The organism is Inhella gelatinilytica (genome assembly GCF_016093295.1).
GTDB lineage: Bacteria > Pseudomonadota > Gammaproteobacteria > Burkholderiales > Burkholderiaceae_C > Inhella > Inhella gelatinilytica.
Map to the genome: position 1 here is coordinate 559,533 of NZ_JAEDAL010000001.1, position 18,547 is coordinate 578,079.

General features: G+C 65.0%; 15 protein-coding genes and 1 pseudogene. 7 read left to right on the top strand and 9 right to left on the bottom strand.

Annotated elements, in window-relative coordinates:
• Window positions 1-3: 3 nt before the first annotated feature.
• From leuS to holA, 3 genes are read left to right on the top strand one after another with little or no spacing between them, the layout of a single operon-like run.
• On the top strand, window positions 4-2,652 hold the full coding sequence (leuS, locus tag I7X43_RS02635; RefSeq protein ID WP_198099336.1) for a leucine--tRNA ligase: 2,649 nt from the start codon (window positions 4-6) through the stop codon (window positions 2,650-2,652).
• Window positions 2,652-3,146, top strand: a complete 495-nt coding sequence (locus I7X43_RS02640; protein WP_198099337.1) for an LPS-assembly lipoprotein LptE — start codon at window positions 2,652-2,654, stop codon at window positions 3,144-3,146. The genes leuS and I7X43_RS02640 overlap by 1 nt, the downstream gene beginning before the upstream one ends.
• Window positions 3,147-3,156: 10 nt before the next feature.
• Complete coding sequence (holA, locus tag I7X43_RS02645; protein WP_198099338.1) at window positions 3,157-4,215, top strand: DNA polymerase III subunit delta; 1,059 nt, start codon at window positions 3,157-3,159, stop codon at window positions 4,213-4,215.
• A 14-nt stretch (window positions 4,216-4,229) separates the two neighbouring features.
• Here the strand turns inward: holA and I7X43_RS02650 are convergent, their stop codons facing one another.
• The 3 genes from I7X43_RS02650 to thiL are packed head-to-tail and all read right to left on the bottom strand — an operon-like array spanning window position 4,230 to window position 6,223.
• Entirely contained in the window at window positions 4,230-4,727 is a 498-nt protein-coding gene (locus I7X43_RS02650; protein WP_198099339.1) for a CinA family protein, read from the bottom strand.
• A gap of 12 nt (window positions 4,728-4,739) precedes the next feature.
• Window positions 4,740-5,258 carry a phosphatidylglycerophosphatase A family protein gene (locus tag I7X43_RS02655; RefSeq protein WP_198099340.1) on the bottom strand — a complete coding sequence of 173 codons (519 nt, stop codon included), beginning with the start codon at window positions 5,256-5,258 and terminating at the stop codon, window positions 4,740-4,742.
• A complete protein-coding gene (thiL, locus tag I7X43_RS02660) occupies window positions 5,255-6,223 on the bottom strand; it encodes a thiamine-phosphate kinase (protein WP_198099341.1) in 969 nt (322 codons plus the stop codon). The genes I7X43_RS02655 and thiL overlap by 4 nt, the downstream gene beginning before the upstream one ends.
• Before the next feature lie 80 nt (window positions 6,224-6,303).
• Here thiL and I7X43_RS02665 point away from each other — a divergent pair, with 80 nt between their 5' ends.
• From I7X43_RS02665 to I7X43_RS02675, 3 genes and pseudogenes are all read left to right on the top strand, one after another.
• The gene (locus tag I7X43_RS02665) at window positions 6,304-8,598 is read left to right on the top strand and encodes an NADP-dependent malic enzyme (protein ID WP_198099342.1); all 2,295 of its coding nucleotides are present in this window, start codon (window positions 6,304-6,306) and stop codon (window positions 8,596-8,598) included.
• A 189-nt stretch (window positions 8,599-8,787) separates the two neighbouring features.
• Window positions 8,788-9,204, top strand: a complete 417-nt coding sequence (locus I7X43_RS02670; RefSeq protein WP_198099343.1) for a guanyl-specific ribonuclease — start codon at window positions 8,788-8,790, stop codon at window positions 9,202-9,204.
• Window positions 9,205-9,258: 54 nt separating this feature from the next.
• A pseudogene (locus I7X43_RS02675) lies at window positions 9,259-9,645 on the top strand (barstar family protein); the annotation flags it as partial.
• 249 nt (window positions 9,646-9,894) lie between these two features.
• Here I7X43_RS02675 and rsmA read toward each other — a convergent pair.
• Genes rsmA through I7X43_RS02690 form a run of 3 tightly spaced genes read right to left on the bottom strand, consistent with a single transcriptional unit; the run spans window position 9,895 to window position 14,404 of the window.
• Window positions 9,895-10,650, bottom strand: coding sequence for a 16S rRNA (adenine(1518)-N(6)/adenine(1519)-N(6))-dimethyltransferase RsmA (gene rsmA / locus I7X43_RS02680; protein ID WP_198099345.1), 756 nt, complete (start codon window positions 10,648-10,650; stop codon window positions 9,895-9,897).
• 5 nt (window positions 10,651-10,655) lie between these two features.
• Window positions 10,656-12,047 (bottom strand): peptidylprolyl isomerase, encoded by a 1,392-nt coding sequence (locus tag I7X43_RS02685; protein WP_198099346.1) that lies wholly within the window; start codon window positions 12,045-12,047, stop codon window positions 10,656-10,658.
• A gap of 8 nt (window positions 12,048-12,055) precedes the next feature.
• Window positions 12,056-14,404: an LPS-assembly protein LptD gene (locus tag I7X43_RS02690; protein WP_198099347.1), complete on the bottom strand. Its 2,349-nt coding sequence runs from the start codon at window positions 14,402-14,404 to the stop codon at window positions 12,056-12,058.
• Window positions 14,405-14,455: 51 nt separating this feature from the next.
• Here I7X43_RS02690 and I7X43_RS02695 point away from each other — a divergent pair, with 51 nt between their 5' ends.
• A complete protein-coding gene (locus tag I7X43_RS02695) occupies window positions 14,456-15,496 on the top strand; it encodes an aminoglycoside phosphotransferase family protein (RefSeq protein WP_198099348.1) in 1,041 nt (346 codons plus the stop codon).
• Here the strand turns inward: I7X43_RS02695 and I7X43_RS02700 are convergent, their stop codons facing one another.
• Genes I7X43_RS02700 through I7X43_RS02710 form a run of 3 tightly spaced genes read right to left on the bottom strand, consistent with a single transcriptional unit; the run spans window position 15,497 to window position 18,503 of the window.
• Window positions 15,497-16,231 carry an SDR family NAD(P)-dependent oxidoreductase gene (locus I7X43_RS02700; RefSeq protein WP_198099349.1) on the bottom strand — a complete coding sequence of 245 codons (735 nt, stop codon included), beginning with the start codon at window positions 16,229-16,231 and terminating at the stop codon, window positions 15,497-15,499. It abuts the gene before it with no gap.
• Entirely contained in the window at window positions 16,231-17,694 is a 1,464-nt protein-coding gene (locus I7X43_RS02705) for a M20/M25/M40 family metallo-hydrolase (RefSeq protein ID WP_198099350.1), read from the bottom strand. The genes I7X43_RS02700 and I7X43_RS02705 overlap by 1 nt, the downstream gene beginning before the upstream one ends.
• On the bottom strand, window positions 17,691-18,503 hold the full coding sequence (locus I7X43_RS02710) for an alpha/beta hydrolase (RefSeq protein ID WP_198099351.1): 813 nt from the start codon (window positions 18,501-18,503) through the stop codon (window positions 17,691-17,693). The genes I7X43_RS02705 and I7X43_RS02710 overlap by 4 nt, the downstream gene beginning before the upstream one ends.
• Window positions 18,504-18,547 lie beyond the last annotated feature (44 nt).

Here is an 18,547-nt window from a genome sequence, read left to right on the forward strand (position 1 = left end):
GGCATGAGTACCCCCATCGAGTTCTCGCCGCGCACCATCGAAGCGCGCGCCCACGCCCATTGGTCCGCCATCGACGCTTACAAGGTCGTCGAGGACGCCAGCAAGCCCAAGTACTACGCCTGCTCCATGCTGCCCTACCCCTCGGGCAAGCTGCACATGGGCCATGTGCGCAACTACACCATCAACGACATGCTGGCGCGCCAGCTGCGCATGCAGGGCTACAACGTCCTGATGCCCATGGGCTGGGACGCCTTCGGCCTGCCGGCCGAGAACGCCGCACTCAAGGGCAAGGTGCCGCCCGCGCAGTGGACCTACTCCAACATCGCGGTGATGAAGAGCCAGATGCAGGCCATGGGCCTGGCCATCGACTGGAGCCGCGAAGTCGCCACCTGCGACCCCACGTACTACAAGTGGAACCAGTGGCTGTTCCTGAAGATGCTGGAAGCCGGCATTGCCGAGCGTCGCACCCAGATCGTCAATTGGGACCCGGTGGACCAGACCGTGTTGGCCAACGAGCAGGTCATTGATGGCAAAGGCTGGCGCAGCGGTGCCCCGGTGGAAAAGCGCGAGATCCCGGGCTACTACCTGAACATCGTCAAGTACGCCGATGAGCTCTTGAGCGCGGTGGCCAACCCCGAGGACCCGAACTACCTCAGCGGCTGGCCCGAACGCGTGCGCCTGATGCAGGAGAACTGGATCGGCAAGAGCGTGGGCGTTCGTTTCGCCTTCCCGCACGAGATCCGCGGCGTTGACGGCCAGCTGATTCAGGACGGCAAGCTCTACGTCTTCACCACGCGCGCCGACACGATCATGGGCGTGACCTTCTGCGCCGTGGCGCCCGAGCACCCGCTGGCCGCGCATGCTGCCGCCACAAACCCCAAGCTCGCCGCCTTCATCGAGGAATGCAAGGCCGGGGGCACCACCGAGGCCGAGTTGGCCACGCAGGAAAAGAAGGGCCAGCCCACGGGCCTGTTCGTGACCCACCCGCTGACCGGCGCGCAGGTCGAGGTGTGGATCGGCAACTACGTGCTGATGAGCTATGGCGACGGCGCCGTGATGGGGGTGCCTGCGCACGACGAGCGCGACTTCGCCTTTGCCAACAAGTACGGGCTGCCGATCAAGCAGGTCATTGACGTCAACGGCCACGCCTATGACACCACCACCTGGCAGGAGTGGTACGCCGACAAGCAGAACGGCCGCTGCATCGAATCGGGCGTGCTGAACGGCCTGGGCTTCGCCGAGGCCGTGAGCAAGGTGGCTGACTTGGTCGCCGCCAAGGGCTTGGGCGAAAAGAAGACCACCTTCCGCCTGCGCGACTGGGGCATCAGCCGCCAGCGCTATTGGGGCACGCCGATCCCCATCATCCATTGCGAGGATTGCGGCCCGGTGCCCGTGCCCGAAAAAGACCTGCCCGTGGTGCTGCCTGAGGACTGCATCCCCGACGGCAGCGGCAACCCGCTGAAACACCGCGCGGACTTCCTGCACGTCGACTGCCCCAAGTGCGGCAAGCCGGCGACGCGCGAGACCGACACCATGGACACCTTCGTGGATTCGTCCTGGTACTTCATGCGCTATTGCGACCCGACCAACACCGAGGCCATGGTGGCGGGCGGCACGCAATATTGGATGCCGATGGACCAGTACATCGGCGGCATCGAACACGCCATCCTGCACCTGCTGTACGCACGCTTCTGGACCAAGGTGATGCGCGACCTGGGCCTGGTCAAGGTCAGCGAGCCTTTCAAAAAGCTGCTCACGCAAGGCATGGTGCTCAACCACATCTACAGCCGCAAGGGCGAGAAGGGTGGCATTGAGTACTTCTGGCCGCATGAGGTTGAGAACGTGTTCGGCGAGGACGGCCGTGTCACCGGCGCCAAGCTGAAATCCGATGGCTCGATGGTTGAGTACAACGGCATCGGCACGATGTCCAAGTCGAAGAACAACGGCGTGGACCCGCAGGCGCTGATCGACCAGTACGGTGCCGACACCGCCCGCCTCTTTGTGATGTTCGCCAGCCCGCCCGAGCAGACGCTGGAGTGGAACGACGCCGGCGTCGAAGGCGCGCACCGCTTCCTGAAGCGGGTGTGGAACTTTGGCCAAAAGCAGGCCGAGTTGCTGAAGGCGGCGGGCCGCGACTTCAACGCCCTGAGCGCCGACGCCAAGGCCCTGCGCCGCGAGGTGCACTTGGTGCTCAAGCAGATCAGCCACGACTACGAGCGCCTGCAATACAACACCGTGGTCAGCGGCGCAATGAAGCTGCTGAACGCGCTCGAAGGCTTCAAGAGCCCGGCCGCCGGCGACGCCGCCGCGCTACGCGAGGGCGTCTCGGTGCTGCTGCGCGCGCTGTACCCGGCCTGCCCGCACCTCACCCATGTGATGTGGGAAGACCTGGGCTTTGCCGGCGATCTGGGTGACCTGCTCGATGCGCCCTGGCCCAAGGTCGACGACGCAGCGCTGGTTCAAGATGAAATTGAACTGATGCTGCAGATCAGCGGCAAGCTGCGCGGCTCGATCAAAGTGCCCGCTGGTGCCGACAAGGCCGCCATCGAGGCCGCCGCCCTGGCCACAGAAGAGTTCGCCAAGTTCAGCAATGGCGCGGTGCCCAAAAAGGTCGTGATCGTGCCGGGCCGTTTGGTGAACGTGGTCCTCTGATGGCCGTTCACCGACGCACAGCCCTGGGCCTGCTGCCGGCGGCGCTGCTGGCCGGCTGCGGCTTTCAGCTGCGGCAGGCGCCGCAGCTGCCCATGGAGCGCCTCCACCTCAGCGGGTTTGGCGAGCGCTCACCGCTGCGCCTCGCCTTAGAGCGCCAGCTGGCCCGCACGCCCGTGCAAGTGGTTCCGCAGCGCTCGCAGGCCCAGGTCGTGCTGGAGGTCTTGAGGGAGTCTCACCATCGGGTGGCGGTGGCCAGCACGGCGGCGGGCCAAGTGCGCGCCTGGCAGCTGCATTTGGTGCTCAGCTATCGCTTGACCACCCCACAGGATGAAGTCTTGCTGCCCACGTCCGAGTTGCACTTGACCCGCGACCTCAGCACCACCGAGTCCTTGGCGCTGGCCAAAGAAGCCGAAGAGGCCGACCTGCGACGGGCCATGCATGCCGAGGCCGTCTCGTTGCTCCTGCGGCGGCTGGCCGCGATTCGCTTGAAGTAAGCGCTGCGCCGTGCAAGTCAAGCTGGACGACCTGGACACCCACCTCGGCAAGGGCTTGCGGGCGGTGTACACGGTGCACGGGGACGAAACCCTGCTCGCCAATGAAGCGTTGGATACCGTTCGTCGCACGGCCCGGCAACAGGGATTTGACGAGCGCCAAGTGTTCACCGTCGCGGGCGCGCACTTCGACTGGAGCGGGGTGCTGGGCGAGTCCGCCGCCCTCTCGCTGTTCGCCAGCCGGCGCATTGTCGAAATTCGCATCCCCAGCGGAAAGCCCGGCAAAGAAGGCAGCGAGGCGCTGCAGCAACTCGCAACCCAAGCTGGACCGGACTTGTTGGTCTTGGTCAGCCTGCCCCGTCTGGACCGCACCCAGCAGACCAGCGCCTGGTTCGCCGCCCTGGATGGCGCAGGCGTGAACCTGCGGGCCGACCCCATTGAGCGCCGCGCCCTGCCGGCATGGCTGGCCGGACGCGCCCGCCGCCTGGGGCTTCGTTTGGCCGACGGCCCTGCGGGCCAGGAAGCCCTGACCGTGCTGGCCGATCGCGTGGAAGGCAATTTGCTGGCCGCCCAACAAGAACTGGAAAAGCTGGCCCTGCTGTTCCCCGACACCCCCCTGACCGCGGAGGGGATCGAGTCGGCCGTCACCGACGTGGCCCGTTTCGAGGCTGGGCAGCTCTCCGAAGCCCTGTGGGCCGGGGACGTGGGGCGCTGCCTGCACCTGCTCGATGCCCTGGAGGCCGAGGGCGAGGCCGTCGTTCGCCTGCACTGGTTGTTGGCCGACGACATCCGGGCGCTGCGTCGCCTCAAACGGGCGCTGGCTGCGGGGCAACCGCAGCCGCTGGCGATGCGAGAGGCCCGGGTGTGGGGCCCAAAAGAAAAATGGTTTGAGCGCGCCCTGCCCCGCTTGAGCCTGGTTCAGCTGGATCAGCTGCTTATCGCCGCCCACCAGGTCGAGGGCATTTGCAAAGGGTTGCGGGAACCCGGCTGGCCGCTGGACCCCTGGGCCGCATTGCGCCAATGGACGTTGATGGGCTGCGAAGCCCTGACCCATCAGCGCTTACGAGCCTGAGGCCGCACAGCGATTCACGCGTCGCCGTCTTCCAGCAATTCGCACAGGGCGCCGAGCCCGGCCATCACCGTGGCCACGCGAACCGCATGGCGGTTGCCGCCAAACTGCTCACGCCACACCCGCACCAGACGCCCATCGTGCGCGATTGCCAAACACACGGTGCCCACCGGCTTGCCCTCCGAGCCCCCGCTGGGGCCGGCAATGCCCGTAACCGCCAGCGCCCAGTCCAGTGGCGCATGGGCCAGCAAACCCCGGGCCATGTGCCCTGCCACCGCCTCGCTGACCGACCCATTCAGGCTGATCACGGCCGCCGGCACGCCCAGCAGCTCCGTCTTGGACTGATCGGAGTAACTGACGACGCCTCGCTCAAACCATTGACTGGAGCCGGCCAGCGAGGTGCAGGCCGCCCCAATCAAACCGCCCGTGCAACTCTCCGCCACCCCCATGCGCTCCTTGCGGCGAATCAGGGCCACCGCGATGCGTTCAATCAGTTCGGCTTCTTCGGCAAACATGGTCGTCTCCTCTCAGCGCAACAGGGCCACGGCCGCAAACCAGACCCCCAGCGTACAGGCCGCCGCAACAAAGTCATCCAGCATGATCCCCAATCCCTGGCGCCAACCAATGGCCTCGCCCGGCCGGAGCTTGAAGGCCTGGTCCGCCCAGCGCACCGGGCCCGGCTTGGCGGCATCGAATAGCCGGAACAGGCCGAACAGCACGGCCTGCTGCCAAAAATCGACGGGGCCGACCGCCCACAGCACCCCCCAAAACGCCAGTACCTCATCCCACACGATGGCGCCGGGGTCCGCCATCCCCAGGTGCTGAGCACAGCGCGTACAGGCCCAGACGCCCACCGCCGCGCCCAACACCAGCAGCATCAGCCACTCCGCAGGACCGAACCAACGACTCAAGAGCGCATAACCGACCCAGGCCGCCAGCGTGCCGGCCGTACCCGGTGCCTTGGGCGAAAGGCCAGAGCCCAGGCCCAACGCAATCCAGCGCGCAGGATGCGCCACCATGAAACGAAAGCTGGGGTGGGTACTCATGGGCTCTTGAAGTGGTCAAAGCTTTGCAGGCCCGAGTCAAAAAGCCGGCCTTGCGCATCGGTGAGCCGCAGCCCGGGCTCGGGGTCAATCTGCCCGACCGCCGTCAAGCGCACGCCCAGCGATTGCCCCAGCGCGACCACCGCCGCGTGGTCCTGGCTCGGGGCGGTGAACACCAGTTCGTAATCGTCCCCTCCGGTGAGCGTACAGAGCCGCTGCACCCCAGTACTCTGCGCGGCCAACAAGGCGCTTCGCGGCAGGGCATCGGCACGAATCGTCGCCCCGACGTTCGAGGACTTCAGCACATGGCCCAGATCCCCCAGGAAGCCATCCGACACGTCAATCGCGCTGGTCGCCAGCCGCCTCAGCGCCAGCCCCAAGGCCACCCGCGGCTGAGGGCATTCCATGGCACGACGCACCTGCGCAAAAGCCTCCCCAGGCAGCGCCAGACGGCCACGAAACACCTCCAGCGCCAAACGGGCATCGCCCAAACTGCCGCTGACCCACACCTCGTCCCCCACACGGGCGCCGCTGCGCAGCAGGGCTTGCCCCGTCGGCACCTCCCCCATCACGGTTACGCTCACGTTGAGGGGGCCAGCGGTCGTGTCCCCCCCAGCCAGCACGATGCCGTGGGCATCCGCCAGCGCAAACAGTCCCTGAGCGAAAGCGTCGCACCAAGCCGCATCGGCGCGCGGCAAGGCCAAGGCCAAAAAGAACGCCTTGGGGGTCGCACCACAAGCGGCGAGGTCTGACAGGTTGACGGCCAGGGCCTTATGGCCCAGTCGATCCGGTTCGACCGTGGACAAGAAGTGCCGCCCCTCCACCAGCATGTCGGTCGACACCAACCACTGGCAGCCAGGGGTGGGTTGCAGCACCGCACAGTCGTCCCCAATGCCCACCGCCACCACGCCCTTGGGGGTGGCGCGTTGGAAGCAGCGGTGGATCAATTCAAACTCACCAAGCGACATGCAGGGTTCGCATAAAAGCAGAAGCTTGGATCGTAGGGGCTGCGGCACACTCGGCTCCTTTGGAGCCTTCACTCCCCGCCATGCCGACGACCGAAGAACAACGCGCCCAGTTGCGCCAAGCCGCCCTCGAATATCACGAGTTCCCGACGCCGGGCAAGCTCGCCATCACCGCCACCAAAGGGCTGGTGAACCAGCGGGACTTGGCGCTCGCCTACTCGCCCGGCGTGGCGGCCGCCTGCGAGGCCATCGTCGAAGACCCGGCCTCGATCTTTCGCTACACCGCCCGCGGCAACTTGGTGGCCGTGGTCACCAATGGCACGGCCGTGCTGGGCCTGGGCGACATCGGCCCTGAAGCCGCCAAGCCCGTGATGGAAGGCAAGGCGGTGCTGTTCAAAAAGTTCGCCGGCATCGACGTCTTTGACATCGAGCTGCGCGAGAAGGACCCGGCCAAGCTCGTCGAAATCATCGCCGCCATGGAGCCCACCTTTGGCGGCATCAACCTGGAAGACATCAAGGCCCCGGACTGCTTCGAGGTCGAACGCCGCTTGCGCGAGCGCATGAAGATTCCGGTCTTCCACGACGACCAGCACGGCACGGCCATCGTCGTCGGCGCCGCTTTGATCAATGGCCTCAAGGTCCTGGGCAAGAAGCTGGACGAGATCAAACTCGTGACCAGCGGCGCCGGCGCCGCTGCGCTGGCCTGCTTGAACCTGCTGGTCAAGCTGGGGGTCCCGCGCAAAAACATCTGGGTGACGGACCTGGCCGGGGTGGTCTATGAGGGCCGCACCGAGCTGATGGACCCGGACAAGATTCAGTTCGCTCAAAAGACCGACGCTCGCAAGCTCGCCGAGGTGATTGCCGGCGCCGATGTGTTTCTGGGCCTGTCGGCCGGCGGCGTGCTCAAGCCGGATATGGTCAAGGCGATGGCACAGCGCCCCTTGATCCTGGCCCTGGCCAACCCGACCCCGGAAATCCTGCCGGAAGAGGTGCAAGCGGTGCGCGACGACGCCATCATGGCCACCGGTCGCAGCGACTACCCCAACCAAGTCAACAACGTCCTGTGCTTCCCCTACATCTTCCGGGGGGCGCTGGACTGCGGCGCCACCACGATCACCGATGAGATGGAAGTGGCGGCCGTGCACGCCATCGCGGAACTGGCGCAAGCGGAGCAAAGCGAGGTGGTGGCCGCCGCCTACGCCGGCGCCAAGCTGAGCTTCGGGCCGGACTATCTGATCCCCAAGCCTTTTGATCCGCGGCTGATGGAGCGCATCGCCCCCGCCGTGGCCAAGGCCGCGATGGACAGCGGGGTCGCCCAACGCCCCATTCAAGACTTCGCGGCCTATCGCGAAAAGCTGCAGAGCTTCGTCTACGCCAGTGGCACAACGATGAAGCCCATTTTCAACATCGCCAAGAAGGCCAAAGCCAAACGGGTGGTGTTTGCCGAGGGCGAGGACGAGCGCGTGATGCGCGCGGTTCAGGTCGTGGTGGACGAGGGTCTGGCACGACCCATCCTCGTGGGTCGACCCGCCGTGATCGCGCGACGCTGTGAGCGCTTCGGCCTGCGCGTGCGTCCGGGCCAGGACTTCGAGGTCTGCAACATCGAGGACGATCCGCGCTACCGCGACTTCTGGCAGACCTACCACCAGATGGGGGAACGCAAGGGTGTCACCGAGCAACTCGCCAAGATCGAGATGCGCCGTCGACTGACCCTGGTCAGCGCCATGTTGCTGCACAAAGGCGATGCCGACGGCATGCTGTGCGGCACCTGGAACACCACGGCCTCGCACCTGCACTACATCGACCAGATCATCGGCAAGCGACCGGGTGTCAAAACCTATGCCTGCATGAATGGCCTGATCCTGCCCGGGCGGCAGGTCATGCTGGTGGACACCCACGTCAACTACGACCCTTCGGCCGAGCAGTTGGCGGAAATCACCATCCTGGCCGCCGAGGAAATGCGCCGCTTCGGCCTGCGCCCCAAGGCCGCTCTGCTGAGCCACTCCAACTTTGGCTCCAGCAACCAGCCCTCAGCCCTGAAGATGCGAGAAACCCTGGGGCTGCTGCGCGACCAAGCGCCTTGGCTGGAGGTGGACGGTGAAATGCACGGCGACACCGCCCTGGACGCGGCGTACCGCACCAAACTCATGCCCCGCTCGACCCTCAACGGCGAGGCAAACCTGCTGGTGATGCCCAACATCGATGCCGCCAACATTGCCTACAACCTGCTGAAAACCACGGCCGGCAGCGGCATCGCGATCGGCCCGGTCCTCCTGGGGGCCGCCAAGCCGGTGCACATCCTGACCCCTTCGGCCACGGTGCGCCGCATCGTGAACTTGACGGCTTTGACGGTCGCGGATGCCAACGCGGGCCGTTAATTTCAATTTTTTTGCACTGCAGCGAAATTCAGCAATTCGACGCAAGTTGTTGATTTAAAAAGCGATGCCCACCCTCCAGAGCCGCGCAACTGGGGATGCCCCCAGGCCGCACGAGCATCCGCAGGCTTGAGCTTTTAGCCTCAATTCGCTACCATTTAGGGCTGAATTCAGGGCAAACCCGTGGTATTGATGGGAACGAGGACGGAAACGCAACGTCCATGGCGGTGGTGGGGATCGTGCATTGCACAAAGCCTGCTGCTTGGGGCCCTGCTGGCCGGTTCGCCGGCGCAGGCCCGCGAGGCAGCGGCAGGCTCCACACCGGATGTGGCGTTGTCGGAGCTTCCGGTTCAAGCGCGTCGAACGCATGAACTGGTCTTGGCAGGGGGGCCCTTTCCCTTTGCCAAGGACGGCACCGTGTTTGGCAATCGCGAACGCTTGCTCCCAAAAAAATCACGCGGGCATTACCGCGAATACACGGTCAAAACACCCAAGACCCGAGGTCGAGGGGCGCGGCGATTGGTGTGCGGCGGTGAAGTTCCAGTTAGACCTGAAGTCTGCTATTACACCGAGGATCACTACAGCAGCTTTCGGCGTATCGTGCCTTGAAAGCCGCAGTGAGATCCCCCACCTGTTCTTTGTAGATACGTCGAGGAATTGAGCATGTTGTTGCAGAACATCCGTCCCAATGTGGTGCAGGCCATTCGCGCCTACCGCCCGGAGGATTTGCAGCAGGCGGCGGCGCAAGCCGGCCAGCACTTTCTGTACGCTCACCTGGCCGACGCCGGCTCCAAACAGGAGGTGGTCGAGCGCATCGCCGAACAGTTCATGTTCCCCGAGCATTTCGGCAAGAATTTGGATGCCCTGTACGACTGCATGACCGACTTGGTGCACAAGTCCGGCCCCCAGCCGGGCTTTGTGGTCGTGCTGGAATTGCTGCCCGACAACGCCAAATTTGACCGGGAGTCCCGGGAGCAATTGCTCGACGTGTTCCGTGAGGCCGCCGATTATTGGTCGGACCGCCGCATCCAGTTCCGCTGCTTCTACTCCTGCCAGTACCCGGCACAGGAGGCCGGCATTTGGGAGTCGCGCAGCCTGGAGCCTGCCTCTCCTGCCATTGAAAAACCCCTGCCCAAGAGCGCCGCCAACAAGGCGGGGGGCAACCCGAATTTCGGGCTGAACCTGCCCCTGATGTGTTCGGCATTCGACACCTCGGCTTGGTTGAACGCGGCTTGAGGCCGGTTTGACCCAAAAACAAAGGCGCCCTCCGGCGCCTTTGTTTTTGGCGCGTGGCGCGCCTTAGTGGGCGCTCAAGGCCTGCGCCAGCGCCACGAACTCGGCAACGGGCACCTCTTCAGCCCGGCGTTGCACATCAAAGTCGCCCGAATAGTCCTGCTCGGTCAACCAGCGCCCCAGCGTGTGACGCAACAGTTTGCGGCGCTGCGAAAAGGCCACCGCCACGAGTTCTTCCAAGACCTTCGGATCCAAGACCGCGGGCCGCTTCCATGGCGTCATGCGAACGATGGCCGACATCACCCGGGGCGGCGGATCAAAAGCTTCCGGCGGCACATCAAAGAGGGCTTCGACGTCATAGCGCCACTGCAGCATCACCGACAGGCGTCCATAGTCCTTATGGCCGGGCTCGGCCGCCATGCGATCGATCACCTCCTTTTGCAGCATGAAGTGCTGATCCCCCACATGGTGAGCAAAGGGAAGGAGATGAAACAGGATGGGTGAGCTGATGTTGTAGGGCAGGTTGCCGACCACCCGCACGCCGGCGGGGAACTGGGCGAAGTCCACCTTCAGCACGTCGCTTTCCACTACGGTCAAATGCGGATGTTGGCGCAAGCGTGCCGCCAAGTCGCGATCCAATTCGATCACCGTCAGGTGCCCCAGGCGCTCGACCAGGGGCTGGGTCATCGCCGCCAAACCGGGCCCAATTTCGACCATGGGCTCACCGGCTTTGGGGGCAATGGCCCGAACAATGGCGTCAATGACGGCCGTATCGGTCAGAAAGTGCTGACCAAATCGCTTTCGGGCTTGATGTTCAGCCACGGCGCTCAGTTGGCGCCATCGCGCATCTCAATGAATGCGCGTGCCCGCAGGTCCTTGACCCACTCCTTGTAGGCCTCCTCGAACTTGCGCTCGCGCAACTGCCCCCGCGCTTGGTCGCGCAGCTGGCGGGCATCCACCTCTTTGGTGCGCCGCTCCAGCACTTGAATCAAGTGCATACCGAATCGCGATTGCAGCGGCTCCGACAGCATGTTGGCATCCAGCCGATTCATCACTTCTTCGAACTCGGGCACAAACATGCCCGGTGCCGCCCACCCCAAATCGCCGCCCTGCGGGGCACTGCCGTCTTCTGAGTGCTGCTTTGCCAAATCCTCAAACGTTGCGCGGCCGCTTTCGATCGCACGTTTGAATTCTTTCAGGCGTTGCAGGGCCAGTTCCGGTGACAGCTTCTCCGACGGGCGCAGCAGGATGTGACGGGCCCGCGTTTCGGTGATTTGATTGGGGGACGAACCCGCTTCTTTGCGCTCAACCAACTTGAGCACGTGATAGCCCGCCTCAGAGATCAACAAACGACCCAAGACCTCACCGGACTTCAACCCCTCCGCGCCCTGCACAAAGAGATCCGGAAGCCGGTCCGCCGGCCGCAGGCCGACTTCACCGCCCTTGGTTCGGTTCGCGTCCTCACTGATCTCGGCCGCCACCTTGGCAAAGTCTTCACCGGACCGCACCCGCGCCAGGGCTTGCTCCGCCCGCTGACGACGGGCCTGCCGGTCAGGCTCTGTGGCGTCCGCTGGCACGGTCACCAAGATTTGGGCCACATTCAGGGGCGCATTGCGCGCCGCCTGGGCGGCACGGTCCGCCAACAGCTGATCAATCTCACCGTCCGTCACCCGAATGCGACCAATCACTTCGCGCTCACGAATGCGCTCGATCAGCATCTGATCCCGCATGTTCTCGCGGAAACGCTTGAAGTCAATGCCATCCTCTTGAAGGCGCTGCTTCAGCTGATCCAGGCTCAGCCGGTTCTGCGCCGCCACGTTCGCCACCACGCGGTCCAACTCGGCCTCGTCCACCCGAGCCCCCGAGTCGCGGGCATAGGTCACCAGCACCCGATCTTCAATCAGGGCTTCTTTGGCTTGCTCGCGCGCTGTCAGGGCATCGAGCGAGGCGTCTCCCCGCATCCGCGCCTCTTCGCGCGCGCGCTCCGCGCGCACCGTGATTTCGCCGGCGGTCACCACGTCCTGGTTCACAACAACCGCGATGTGATCACCGGGTTGACGCCGGGCCCGAGCGGCCGCGTCCTCCGCCGCCGCCGCCGAAGGCGTGGGGCCTGCGCGACTATCCAGGGGAGGTTTGGCATTGGCCGGCTGAGCGTGTGCGGCACCAGCAAAAACCAGGGACAGCGCCATCACAAGCGCGCGCAAAGGAAACACAGTCATGGGAAGGATCAGGGCGTGTTGTCGCTGGCCAAAGGGCGGTAACCGGGCACATTGTCCCTCAGGACCTTGAGAGCGTTGGACCCAAATCGCGACAGGCCCACCAGTTCCAACTGCAGCAGCAAACGCGTGTTGGCTTCGGCCAGACCGGTAGAGAGCCGCTCCACCCCCATGCGCAGCACCCAACAGCCAGCGTCGTATTCCACGCCCACCAGCGAATCGGTGATGCGGCGATCACGCAAGCTGTACTGCACACGACCCGCGCTGTACCAAGCCCCGCTGCAAGAGCTCCCTGACGCGGCGGTCGCCCCGCGGCCCCACAGCGGCCACTGCCAAGCCAGATCCAGCTGTTCGCTCAGGCCGCGATTGAGTCGGTAAGCCAAACTCACGGTGCGGAATGGGCCCGGCTGGTAGCGACCCGAGACCACGGAGAGCACGTTGCGCCGTTTGTCGGGGTCAAACTGCATCGCTGCATCGACCCACCATGGCGCCGCCAAGTGGGCGCTCCCGGCCACAAGGACGTCGGACAAATTCCGATTCACGCCATCCACTTCCCCGGTGATGCGCTGGGTTCGAAACTGATACCGCTGGACGACCCCCAGCCGCAATCGCTCCTCCCCGTCGCGAGGGTCCGTCCAGCGACTCACCGCGCCAAAGGCGAGCTGGCGCGCATCCGCAACGCGGTCAATGCCGGTGAACTCATTGACGTGGTAGATCGAGTCCACATTGAAGTCACGGGGTGCCGAATCAAAATTTGGCAAGGTGTCCTGCGCCCGGTAGGGCGTATCGACATACAACAGACGCGGCTCCAAGCTTTGGCGCATCGCTTCACCGAGCAAGGAGCTGTCGCGCTCCAGCACCCATCCGGTATCCACCGAAAAACTGGGAATCACCTGACTGGCTTTCTTGCGACCATCCGCCAAGGGCTGAAGCATGCGGTATTGCGCCGCATTCACGCGCAGGCGTGGAACCAACCACCACCCCGCATCACCGAAGGGCACACTCAAATCACCCACCGCATGCAAACGCTCGCCACCGGGCTGCTGCGTCGCCAGCGCCCGGCTCGGCAGCGTGAATCGGTTGTACTCCAACTCCAGAACCGATTCCAGGTGAGGCCGCTGTTGCGGCAACACAAAACCGGACAACAGATTGACCTCCGCGTGGCTCCGCAATCGCAGCCCCACCTGCGGTTCGCGTTGGTAGGGGGCCACGATGCGGGTAGACACATCGGCGGTCTGGGCCACCTGCCAGCCCTGGACACGGCCATAGGCTTGCAACTGGGTTTCACCCCAGCCCCACTGGCGTTCGGCCTGGACATCGCGCGCCAGAAGCCGCGGGGTCAAACTGGTGACGCGCCGGCGCAGATCTTTCCAGTAGTCATCATCGCTGACGCGCTCCAGCGCCCCTTGCGTGTACCACCCTGCGCCCACCTCGCCGTGCACCAGCGCCCGCGTGGACCACCGTGTGGTACCTGCCACCCGGTCATTCGGCAACCAACTGTTGACCCATTCGGCTTGTAGGCTGCGCCCTCGCCAACGCCCTTCCACATCAGCCCCCATCCCGCGCCGCGTCATCACAAAGGGCGTGACCGTGGCGTCATAGTGGGGGGCCAAATTGAAGTAGTAGGGGACCGAGAGTTCCACCCCCCCGCGGCTATCCGCGCCAAAGTGCGGGGGCAGCCAACCCGACTTGCGCTCATCCCCCAAGGGGAAACTCAAGGCCGGCGCCGCCAATATGGGGATGCCCTGAAAGCGCAGCACGGCCCCCTGGGCCCGCCCCTCGTGCGCTTGAAAATCCAAATCCAAACGCTCGGTGTGCAACTCCCAAGCGGGGCTCGGGTTGTCCTCCCGAGGGCAGCTCGAATAGCGGGCGTCCTGAGCCCGCATGCGCTGCTCCCCCAGAAAGTCCATGCGCTTGGCCACGCCGCTGCCCCCCGTTTGGGCAATGAAATAGCTGGGGTCAATCAACTCACCCAGAAATTTCTCGAGCTCCAGGCGCAGTTGGACCCCTTTGAGGCGACTGCCCTGGTGCTCCAACTCCACTGGCCCCGGACTGCGGACCTCATCTCGAGTCTCGTCGTACTGCAGACTCGGGGCTCGCAACAGGGTTTCCAGGTGACGCAGTTCCACCTCACCCTCAGCCTTGAGGATCTTGCCCAGTGCGCCATCGATGCGCTGGGCGCGCAAGACGACCGGTCCCCGGCCCCCCTCTCGCTCGGCCAGGGTCTTGATGGGTGAGAGTCGCGCAGCCTGGCCCTCGGGGGCGGCGAACACGAACACGGCGCAAAGGAGGGAAAGGGTTCGCGGCACAGGCACGGGGCGTCGGTCTGGGCCGCGCTGCAAAGTCAAAGTGGAAGGCATTTCTAGAATGGATTATTCCAGCCCCACTTCGGGGCCGTTTGTCCCCACTTCATGACCGCCACTGTTTGGTTCTCTCCCGCCCGCGAAACCGAGTTGCGCGAGTGGTTGTCCGCCTTGGATGCCGGCCTCCATCTCGACTCCCTCACCGTCGCGGCGTCCGATGCCAGCCCGCGCCGGTACTGGCGCCTTCAAGGGAACACAGGCAGTCGCATCGTGATGGATGCCCCCCCCGAGCACAACCAGTTGCCCGCGTTTATTGACATTCAAGACCGGCTGCTGGGCGCAGGCCTGCGCGCGCCGCAGCGCCATGCCCAGAACCTGGCACAGGGCTTCTTGTTGTTGGAGGACTTGGGGCCCACCACCTGTCTGCCCGTCTTGCAAACTGCCTCAGCAGCCGAAGCGGATGGCTTGATGCGCGACGCGCTCGCCACCTTGGTGGAATTGCAAACCCGGGTTCCGAGCGCAGAGCTGCCGGCCTACGACGAGGCCACGGTGCGGCGCGAGCTGGCGCTGTTTCCACAATGGTGCGTGCAGGCAGCGCACGGGGTCACCTGGGGCCCACGGGAGAGCCAACTCTGGGCGCGCGTGTGCGACGCCTTGGTGGGTGCATTTGCGGCGCTACCGCAAGGCTTTGTCTATCGGGACTTCATGCCCCGCAATTTGATGGCGCCAGCGACACCCGGCGGGGCCCTGGGCCTGCTGGACTTCCAAGATGCCGTGCACGGCCCCCTGGCCTACGACGTGATCTCCTTGCTCCGCGATGCTTTTCACAGCTGGGACGAAGAGCAGGAACTGGACTGGGCGATTCGGTATTGGGAACGTGCGCGAAAAGCTGGCCTGCCTTGGGATGACGACTTTGGCTTGTGCTGGCGCGCCATGGAATGGTGCGGCTTGCAGCGTCACCTCAAGATCTTGGGCCTCTTCAATCGCCTGAAGATTCGCGATGGCAAGGCGCAGTACGCCCAGGATTTGCCCCGGTTCTTCGCCTACGCCATCAAGACGGCCACCCGCTACCGTGAGCTCGCCCCCCTGGTGCCCCTGCTGGACGCCCTGCGCCCCGGGCTCACCACCGACGGCTTCACCTTGCGCTGATCAAACCGAGCGGATATCGGCGACCGGCTCCACGCCAAATTCGGGCCGCGCCAGAAATGCCAGCAATTTGGCAGCGCAGTCGGCAGGGCTGTCCAACTGTCCTTCCGACTTGAAAGCCGCAAAGCGCGGTTGATCGGGAAACTGGCTCGGGTCTCCGCTGCGCAGTTGACCTTGCATGTCGGTATCGATGATGCCCGGCGCGATCGAACAGATGCGGGCACCATGGGACTTGTTGGCTTCGTCCAGCGCCATGGCTCGACTGAGGTGATCCATGCCCGCCTTTGCCGCACAGTAGGGCGCGGCGCCCGCCATGGCCCGGCGACCCAACCCCGACGAGATATTGAGGATCTGCCGGGGCAAGCACCAACTGTCGGTGGCCGCCAAGAAGGCTGCCGACAGCAACAACGTGGACTCCAACCCCACTCGCAACGCGCTGCTGAGCGCGCCCAGTCCGACCGCCTGAACCGGACCGGGCGGCGTGATGACGCCCACATTGTTGATGAGCAGCGCCCCCTCAAAGGCCCCCGGGCCTTGGCGGCTGAGCCAGGACTGCAGTCGCTCCGCCACGGGCTGCGGCTGGGCCAAGTCAGCCGTCCAGGACTCGTGACCGCCCATCGCCAGCGCCAGGTTGTGGTGCCGCGCGATGCCCAGGACGCGGTCACCCCGGTTCATCAACTGCTCCGCCAGCGCGGCTCCCAGGCCGCGCGACGCGCCAGTGACGATACACAGCTTCATCAGGGGTGGGCCGCGATCACTTGCGCCACCGTGGCGGTCAAGCGTTTGGCGTAATCCACGTGCAGGAACTCATTGGGACCGTGGGCATTGCTCTTGGGCCCCAACACACCACACACCATCATTTGGGCCGCCGGAAAACCTTGTTGCAGCAGATTCATGAGGGGGATGGTGCCGCCTTGCCCGACGAATCCCACCGGGCGACCAAACTGGGCCCGGCTGGCCGCGTCCAGCGCCTGGGTCAGCCACGGCTGGAGATCCGGCGTGTTCCAGCCCGTCGCGCCATACGCGCCCATACGTCCATCCGGTTCGAATGTGACCCGGGCGTTGTAGGGGGCGTTGTCCTCCAGCAGGGCCTTGAGACGCAAGGCGGCTGCATTGCCATCGACCAGCGGCGGCAGGCGCAAACTCAATTTGAACGAGGTGTATGGACGCAGCACATTGCCCGCGTTGGCCAACGGCGGCATGCCATCCACCCCCGTCACACTGAGCGTGGGCTTCCACGTGCCATTGATGAGGACCTGGGCCGGATCCTCGCTCATGGGCAGCACCGCCCCCCCGTCCGCCCCACACGCCCAGGGGAGCCGCTTGTACACGGCTTCACCCAAGACCGCCGCGGTATCGCGCGCCTGCTGAACACGCACCTCGGGAATGGGGCAGTGGAAGTCTTCGGGAAGCAGCGCGCCAGTCCGGGCATCTTCCAGGCGATCCAAGAGTTGGCGCATGATGCGGAAACTCGAGGGCACGATGCCGCTGGCATCCCCGCTGTGAACGCCCTCGGCCAGCACCTCAACCTTGAGCGTCCCGGTGACATTGCCACGCAGGGACGTGGTGAGCCAGAGTTGCTCGTAGTCACCCGCGCCGCTGTCCAGGCAGACCACCAGACTCACATTGCCCATGCGGGGCTTGAGGAGGTCGATGTAAGCGGGCAAGTCAAAGCTACCGCTCTCTTCACAGGTTTCGATCAACCCCACACAGCGTGGTCGCGGAATGCCGGCCTTGTCCAACGCAATCAGCGCCGTCAGGCTGGCATAGATGGCATAGCCGTCGTCCGCCCCTCCGCGCCCGTAGAGCTTGCCGTCCACCAACTTGGGGGTCCACGGGCCGAGATCATTGCGCCAGCCGCTGAACTCCGGCTGTTTGTCCAAATGGCCATACAGCAGCACCGTGTCGGTGGAGCCCGGCTTGGTGGCCGGCAATTCAAACACGATGACGGGCGTGCGGCCAGGCGCACGCACCACCTCCAAGGTCAGCCCCTGCAGCACGGCCCCTTGGCGCTCCACCCAAGCCGCGGCGTCGCGAACCACACGTTCGATGTGGCCGTTGTCCGCCCATGCGCTGTCGAACATGGGACTCTTGGCCGGGATGGCGATGTAGTCCTGCAGGGCCGGCAGGATGTGGGCATCCCACATTTCGTTACAGGTTTGGGCCAAATCGGCACTGGTCGCCAAGGTCTCAGTGTTCATGATGGAAAGCGTTCGTTTAACCAGTCGCGCAGCAAAGCAAAAACCTGCTCGTGCTCGGGTTCATTGAAAAGTTCGTGAAACAGGCCATCAAAGCAGCGCTGGGTCACTCGATCGGAGGGTGCGGCGGCGGCGAAGCGGGCGCTGCCTTGCGGGGTCACGCAGCGGTCCGCCCCCGCCCACATCAGCAGCGTCGGCACCTGCCAGCGCGCGGCGTCGTCGATCACCTCGGCCCCACCATCGGCCACAAGGGCCGCCACCGTGGCGGTGACGCGATCGTGAACCTGCGGGTCCTGGACGTAAGCCTGAACCACCGCCGGATCCCGGCTGATCCAAGCCGGCTGCAATCCATTGCTCACCGCCAAGTGCGGAAACAAGCGTCGGCCCAGTGCCAACAAGGCCCGCTGGCCGCTCGTCATGCCGGGATCCAAGGCTGGCGAGCTCAATACCAACGCGTCCGGGACCCGACCAAAGGGTTCACCGCGCAACGCACCGGCCACCGTTCGGGCCGCCACCAGGCCTCCCAGGCTGTGGCCCAGCAGCACCAGGGGCAGGCCCAGGGTTTGAGCGCGCACGCGATCAATCGCTTGAGCCAAATCCGCAAGCAAGGTGTGAACCTGAGGTGCGTCGCCGCGCCGTCCGGGGGCCTGGCCATGGCCCCGCTGGTCATACCGCCAGCAACCAAACCCCCAGAAGTTCAGGCGCCGGACCACTTCGTCGTAACGCCCTTGGTGCTCTCCCAACCCGTGCACCAGCAAGATGTGCGCACGAGAGGCCCCCGTTGCGGGGTTGTGGAGAAGGGGCAAGTCCATGGCGGGAAGTGTAGGCGGCGGGCCCCGGGCCGGGGCCGCATCCA

What these genes read in the sequence shown, in the direction of transcription:
- leuS (WP_198099336.1), top strand. Translation starts at nt 4, where the DNA reads ATGAGTACCCCCATCGAGTTCTCGCCGCGCACCATCGAAGCGCGCGCC.
- I7X43_RS02695 (WP_198099348.1), top strand. Translation starts at nt 14,456, where the DNA reads ATGACCGCCACTGTTTGGTTCTCTCCCGCCCGCGAAACCGAGTTGCGC.
- I7X43_RS02690 (WP_198099347.1), bottom strand. Translation starts at nt 14,404, where the DNA reads ATGCCTTCCACTTTGACTTTGCAGCGCGGCCCAGACCGACGCCCCGTG.
- thiL (WP_198099341.1), bottom strand. Translation starts at nt 6,223, where the DNA reads ATGTCGCTTGGTGAGTTTGAATTGATCCACCGCTGCTTCCAACGCGCC.
- I7X43_RS02700 (WP_198099349.1), bottom strand. Translation starts at nt 16,231, where the DNA reads ATGAAGCTGTGTATCGTCACTGGCGCGTCGCGCGGCCTGGGAGCCGCG.
- I7X43_RS02650 (WP_198099339.1), bottom strand. Translation starts at nt 4,727, where the DNA reads ATGTTTGCCGAAGAAGCCGAACTGATTGAACGCATCGCGGTGGCCCTG.
- I7X43_RS02705 (WP_198099350.1), bottom strand. Translation starts at nt 17,694, where the DNA reads ATGAACACTGAGACCTTGGCGACCAGTGCCGATTTGGCCCAAACCTGT.
- I7X43_RS02665 (WP_198099342.1), top strand. Translation starts at nt 6,304, where the DNA reads ATGCCGACGACCGAAGAACAACGCGCCCAGTTGCGCCAAGCCGCCCTC.
- I7X43_RS02685 (WP_198099346.1), bottom strand. Translation starts at nt 12,047, where the DNA reads ATGACTGTGTTTCCTTTGCGCGCGCTTGTGATGGCGCTGTCCCTGGTT.
- I7X43_RS02655 (WP_198099340.1), bottom strand. Translation starts at nt 5,258, where the DNA reads ATGAGTACCCACCCCAGCTTTCGTTTCATGGTGGCGCATCCTGCGCGC.
- I7X43_RS02710 (WP_198099351.1), bottom strand. Translation starts at nt 18,503, where the DNA reads ATGGACTTGCCCCTTCTCCACAACCCCGCAACGGGGGCCTCTCGTGCG.
- I7X43_RS02640 (WP_198099337.1), top strand. Translation starts at nt 2,652, where the DNA reads ATGGCCGTTCACCGACGCACAGCCCTGGGCCTGCTGCCGGCGGCGCTG.
- I7X43_RS02670 (WP_198099343.1), top strand. Translation starts at nt 8,788, where the DNA reads ATGGGAACGAGGACGGAAACGCAACGTCCATGGCGGTGGTGGGGATCG.